This is a genomic window from Mesorhizobium sp. M7A.F.Ca.CA.001.08.2.1 (assembly GCF_003998455.1).
Classification (GTDB): Bacteria; Pseudomonadota; Alphaproteobacteria; order Rhizobiales; family Rhizobiaceae; genus Mesorhizobium; species Mesorhizobium ciceri.
The window spans coordinates 1-563 of the sequence record NZ_RZPW01001419.1 but is presented as its reverse complement, the minus strand read 5'-3'; the positions used below and the strand labels follow the sequence as shown (position 1 = coordinate 563).

At 66.6% G+C, this 563-nt stretch carries 1 pseudogene; it reads left to right on the top strand.

The features are described from left to right. Nucleotides 1-563, top strand: a pseudogene (locus tag EN914_RS37740) (thiamine pyrophosphate-binding protein); the annotation flags it as partial.

The following is a 563-nucleotide window of genomic DNA, read 5'->3' as shown; positions in this document are numbered from 1 at the left end:
GGTTGCCCGTCCTGTTTTTGCCAGGCGATGTCTTCGCCAACCGCATCCCCGACCCGGTGCTGCAGCAGGCCGAGGATTTTTCCGACGGCACGGCGACGGTCAACGACTGCTTCCGTCCGGTTTCGCGCTATTTCGACCGCATCACCCGGCCGGAGCAGATCATTCCTGCGCTGAGCCGTGCCATGGCCGTGCTGACCGATCCGGCCGAATGCGGCCCGGTGACGCTGTCGCTCTGCCAGGACGTCCAGGCCGAAGCCTATGACTATCCCGAGAGTTTTTTCGCGGAGCGCGTCTGGCACCAGCGCCGGCCGCGCCCGGATCGCCAGGAACTGGCGGCCGCGGTCGCCGCGCTCAAGGGTGCAAAAAAGCCGTTGGTGATCGCCGGCGGCGGTGTCCTCTATTCGCAGGCGTCGGACGAACTGGCGAAATTCGCCGAGGGCGCCGGCATTCCTGTCTGCGAGACGCAAGGCGGCAAATCCTCGCTGCCGGACAACCACCTGCTCAACATGGCGGCGGTCGGCGTCACCGGCACTTCTGCCGCCAACCGGCTGGCTGAGGAAGCC